Here is a 4222-nt window from a genome sequence, read left to right as displayed (position 1 = left end):
GACATGAGCAGATGCTCCTCGGTCGGGTCAGGTCGGGTCGGGTCGGCGGCCGGTCGGCGTCGGGTCCGGCGGTGGGCGGTGTCCGGGCTGACGCCCGCAGACGTGCCGCCTGTCCGATGGTGTCGGACCGCATGGGCGACAACGTAGGGGCACTTGTGGCGCATTTGCAATCCTTTTGGGCTGATCTCCATGGCAGATGCCATGCTTCTTGGGGCATCTGCCAAAACTCATGCCGTCCCACCGCGCCCAGCTCGCTAGAGTCGGGTGCATGGCTGATGAGGTAACGGGAACGGGCACGGTACGGGTCGACGCGTGGATCTGGTCCGTGCGCCTGACCAAGACCCGCTCGATCGCGGCGACCGCCTGTCGGGCGGGCCACGTGAAGGTCAACGGGGAGCGCGCCAAGCCGGCGCAGCCCGTGCGCGCGGGGGACGAGGTACGGCTCTTCCACGCGGGGCGCGAGCGGATCGTCGTCGTCAAGCGGCCGGTGTCCAAGCGGGTCGGCGCCCCCATCGCCGCCGAATGTCTGATCGACAACAGCCCGCCGCCGCCCACGCCCGTGGAGGCCGCGGTGGTCGGCATCCGCGACCGGGGAGCGGGCCGCCCGACGAAGCGCGAGCGCCGCGAGATCGAAACCCTCCGCGGCCGGCCCTGAGGTCTGACTCGCCGTCCCCGGCGGGCGCACGACGACGGCTACGGCACCCCACCGCGTGGTCGCGACGCCCGCATACGACCGGTACGAGGACGCCCCTCCGCCGTGCGACGCACCGCATCCGACGCCGTGCGCTCTCCACCGGGGAGTACGGGACAGTCCCTCAGGCCTTGCGGTAGGTGTACGCCTCCGTGGCGGCCGCCGCGACCGTCACCAGGGGGGCTCCCGTGGACGCCGTGACCACGGCCACCACCGCACCCTCGACGAAAGGCGCGTCCAACAGGGCCGACCCCTGGGGGAGTCCGTCCTCCATCAGCAGGGCCTTCACCGTCAGCACCGAGCTGCCCAGGTCGGCCAGCAGGGCCACCCCGGCGCCCTGGTCCACCTCCCGGGCGGCCGCGACGATCCGCTCCGCGCTCGTGCCGAGCCCGCCGGCGGCCGTGCCGCCCGCCGCGGCCACCGGAGCCACGGGTCCGCCGGCCGCCAGCCCGCGCGCCAGCTCGGCCACCGCCTCCGCGACGCGCTCGCTGTGCGACACCAGCACGATGCCGACCAGGGCCGGGCCGGGTTCGGGCGCGGAGCCGGACTCCTGCCGCTCGGCCGTCACCGCGCACCCCCCGGCTCCGCCACGTCCGCCAGCGCCCCCAGCAACAGCGCCGACGAGGTCGCCCCCGGATCCTGGTGGCCGATGCTGCGCTCGCCCAGGTAGCTGGCCCGGCCCTTGCGCGCCCGCATCGGCACCGTCGCCAGCGCCCCGTTCTCCGCCGCGATGCCGGCCGCCCGGTACGACGTACCCAGCGCGGCCACCCCCGGCACCAGCGCGTCCAGCATCGTCTTGTCCCCCGGTGCCGCTCCGCCCAGCCGCGCCACCGCCCCGACCCCCTCGGACAGGGCCTCGCCCAGCTCCGCGTCGGACACCTCGGCCGACTCCCCGAGCGCCTTGCCCGTGCGCCGCAGCAGCGTCCCGTACAGCGGCCCCGAGGCCCCGCCGACCGTGGAGATCAGCGTCCTCCCGGCCAGCTGGAGCACCGCGCCCGGCGCCGCCGTCGGCTCTGCCTCCAGGGCGGCGAGCACGGCCGTGAAACCCCGCAGCAGATTGCTCCCGTGGTCGGCGTCCCCGATGGGGGAGTCGAGCTCGGTCAGCCGGTCCGCCTCCCGCTCCACCGCGGCCGCGGCGGCCGCCATCCAGCTCCGGAAGAACTCTGCGTCAAGCACCGGATCTCCTCGCCTCGCAGCCGTCTGGCAGGTCCCACCGCCACCCTACGTTCACAGACCCCAGCGCAGCGCCGCGGTCCGCACGGGCGCGTCCCACAGCCGCAGCAGCTCCTCGTCGGCCCGGCACAGCGTCACCGAACACCCCGCCATGTCCAGCGACGTGACGTAGTTGCCGACGAGGGCCCGCGCCACCGGCACACCGCGCTCGCCCAGCACCCGCGCCACCTCCGCGTGGAACCCGTAGAGCTCCAGCAGCGGTGTCGCCCCCATCCCGTTGACCAGTGCCAGCACCGGACCGTCGGCCGGCCCGATCTGCGCCAGCTCCTCCAGTACGGCGCCCACCGCGACGTCCGCGATCTCCCGCGCCGGCATCATCGGGCGCCGCTCCCGGCCCGGTTCGCCGTGGATGCCGATGCCCAACTCCAGTTCCCCGTCCGGCAGGTCGAAGGTCGGACCGCCCTTCGCGGGCGTGGTGCACGCGCTCAGCGCCACCCCGAAGCTCCGCGAGCACTCGTCGACCCGCCGGGCGAGCGCGGCCACCCGTTCCAGCGGCGCCCCCTCCTCGGCGGCCGCCCCCGCGATCTTCTCGACGAACAGGGTGGCCCCGGTACCGCGACGCCCGGCGGTGAACAGGCTGTCGCTCACCGCGACATCGTCGTCGACCAGGACGCGCTCGATCCGCAGGCCGTCCTCCTCGGCGAGCTCGGCGGCCATCTCGAAGTTCAGCACGTCCCCGGTGTAGTTCTTGACGACGAACAGCACCCCCTGGCCGGAGTCCACCGCCGCGGCCGCCCGCACCATCTGGTCGGGCACCGGCGAGGTGAACACCTCCCCGGGACACGCGGCCGACAGCATCCCGTACCCCACGAACCCGGCGTGCAGCGGCTCGTGCCCGGACCCGCCCCCCGACACCACCCCCACCCGCCCGCCGGCCTGCGCGTCCCGCCGTAGGACGACCCGCCGCTCCACGTCGACGTCCAGCTCGGGATGGGCGGCCGCCATCCCCCGCAGGGCGTCGGTGACCACGGTCTGCGGACTGTTGATCAGCATCCTCATGCCACTCCATCCGGTCTTTCGGCGGGTGTTCGGCCAGGCCGTCTCTTTCGGATCTTGTCGGCCGAGCCTGCGGCGTCCGGTGCCGTGCCCGACAACGCGGCCGGGTGCGGTGCCGGACGTCGCGGGCCCGGCGGGATCCGAAGAGACGGCCTACTGGGACCACCGGCGGACCCTCGCGGGCGATCCGTCCGTCGCCACGATACGAGGCCGGGCGGCTCACGGGGAGGAAGCCGTGGCACGAACCCGAGCCGGCTCAGCCGCCGTCGAAGGGCCAGGACCGGATGTCGCGGTAGTGGATGGGGCCCGGGCCGCGACCGGTGTTGCTTCCGACGAGGTGGAGGCGGCGTGTTTCCCACGGGCGGCCGGTGAACGCGTCGAGTCCGGTGGCCGCCTCCACCGCGCTGGTGGTGTCGTGGCGGCGGGAGCGCGCCAGGGTCAGATGGGGCCGCAGCGGTCGGCCGTGGAAGGGGATGCCGCAGTCGGTGACCGCCGCGCGCACCTCGGCGGCGAGGAGGTGCAGTCCGTCGAGGTCTCCGGCGATCCCCGTCCACAGGACCCGCCCGTCGAAGTGCCCGCCGCCGCTTAGCGCGAGCCGCAGGGGCCGCCGGGTCCCGGCGAGCTCCGCGAGCGGCGGCCGCAGGAGTCCGACGGCGGTGACCGGGAGTTCGCCGAGGAATGCCAGGGTGATGTGCCAGTCCTCGATACGGTTCCAGCGGATGCGCGGGTACGCGGCGTAGGCGGGCCGCAGCCGCCGCTCCAGCTCTTCCTTCGCCTCGTCGGGCGGGGCCAGGGCTATGAACACGCGGACGGTCGCCGCCTCGGTCTCTTCACTCACGAGGGTCTTCGTATCCTGTCGGGACACCTTCCGTCATCTTTCGCCCGCCGCTCAGCGCGACCGGCCAGGCGTTTCTCCGGGCCAGCGGGGGTGGTGCCGGTCGATGACGTAGTGATGCCCGTGTCGCCAGCCGCCCGTGCCCGGGCGGGCGTCGGCGAGGTGCGGGTGACCGGGCGGCAGGTCCGGGTGTACGTGGTCCAGCCGGTCCGGGTCCCGGGCCGGCCAGATCACCGCCGCGGCCGTGGCGGCGCCCAGGGAGACGGCGCCGAGGACCAGGACGGTGAGCGGCAGCCCCGCCCCCGCGGCGAGCCACCCGGCCAGCGGGTAGGTGAGCAGCCAGCAGCCGTGGGAGAGGGAGAACCGGGCGGCGAACGCGGCGGGCAGGTCCGCGTCGGCGGTGGAGCGGCGGATCACACGGCCCCCCGGAGTCAGGACGGCGGAGCAGGCGGCGCCGATCGTGGCCC

Annotated in this window: 5 protein-coding genes and 1 pseudogene; 1 reads left to right on the top strand and 5 read right to left on the bottom strand. The window is 74.7% G+C overall.

The window, feature by feature from the left end; translation table 11 throughout:
- Positions 1-268 precede the first annotated feature (268 nt).
- A complete protein-coding gene (locus tag ACWGIU_RS31285; RefSeq protein WP_384837294.1) occupies positions 269-655 on the top strand; it encodes an RNA-binding S4 domain-containing protein in 387 nt (128 codons plus the stop codon).
- A gap of 160 nt (positions 656-815) precedes the next feature.
- Here ACWGIU_RS31285 and ACWGIU_RS31280 read toward each other — a convergent pair whose 3' ends face one another.
- From ACWGIU_RS31280 to ACWGIU_RS31260, 5 genes and pseudogenes are all read right to left on the bottom strand, one after another.
- Complete coding sequence (locus ACWGIU_RS31280) at positions 816-1259, bottom strand: PTS-dependent dihydroxyacetone kinase phosphotransferase subunit DhaM (protein ID WP_453711474.1); 444 nt, start codon at positions 1257-1259, stop codon at positions 816-818.
- A complete protein-coding gene (gene dhaL / locus ACWGIU_RS31275) occupies positions 1256-1867 on the bottom strand; it encodes a dihydroxyacetone kinase subunit DhaL (protein ID WP_453711472.1) in 612 nt (203 codons plus the stop codon). The genes ACWGIU_RS31280 and dhaL overlap by 4 nt, the downstream gene beginning before the upstream one ends.
- A 51-nt stretch (positions 1868-1918) precedes the next feature.
- On the bottom strand, positions 1919-2923 hold the full coding sequence (dhaK, locus tag ACWGIU_RS31270; protein WP_453711470.1) for a dihydroxyacetone kinase subunit DhaK: 1005 nt from the start codon (positions 2921-2923) through the stop codon (positions 1919-1921).
- Positions 2924-3176: 253 nt separating this feature from the next.
- Positions 3177-3758, bottom strand: a complete 582-nt coding sequence (gene thpR / locus ACWGIU_RS31265; RefSeq protein ID WP_453711468.1) for an RNA 2',3'-cyclic phosphodiesterase — start codon at positions 3756-3758, stop codon at positions 3177-3179.
- 51 nt (positions 3759-3809) lie between these two features.
- Positions 3810-4222, bottom strand: a pseudogene (locus tag ACWGIU_RS31260) (MFS transporter); the annotation flags it as partial.

This window comes from Streptomyces sp. NPDC054840 (genome assembly GCF_053611065.1).
The sequence above is the reverse complement of the archived record's forward strand: the minus strand, read 5'-3'. Positions and strand labels throughout refer to the sequence as shown.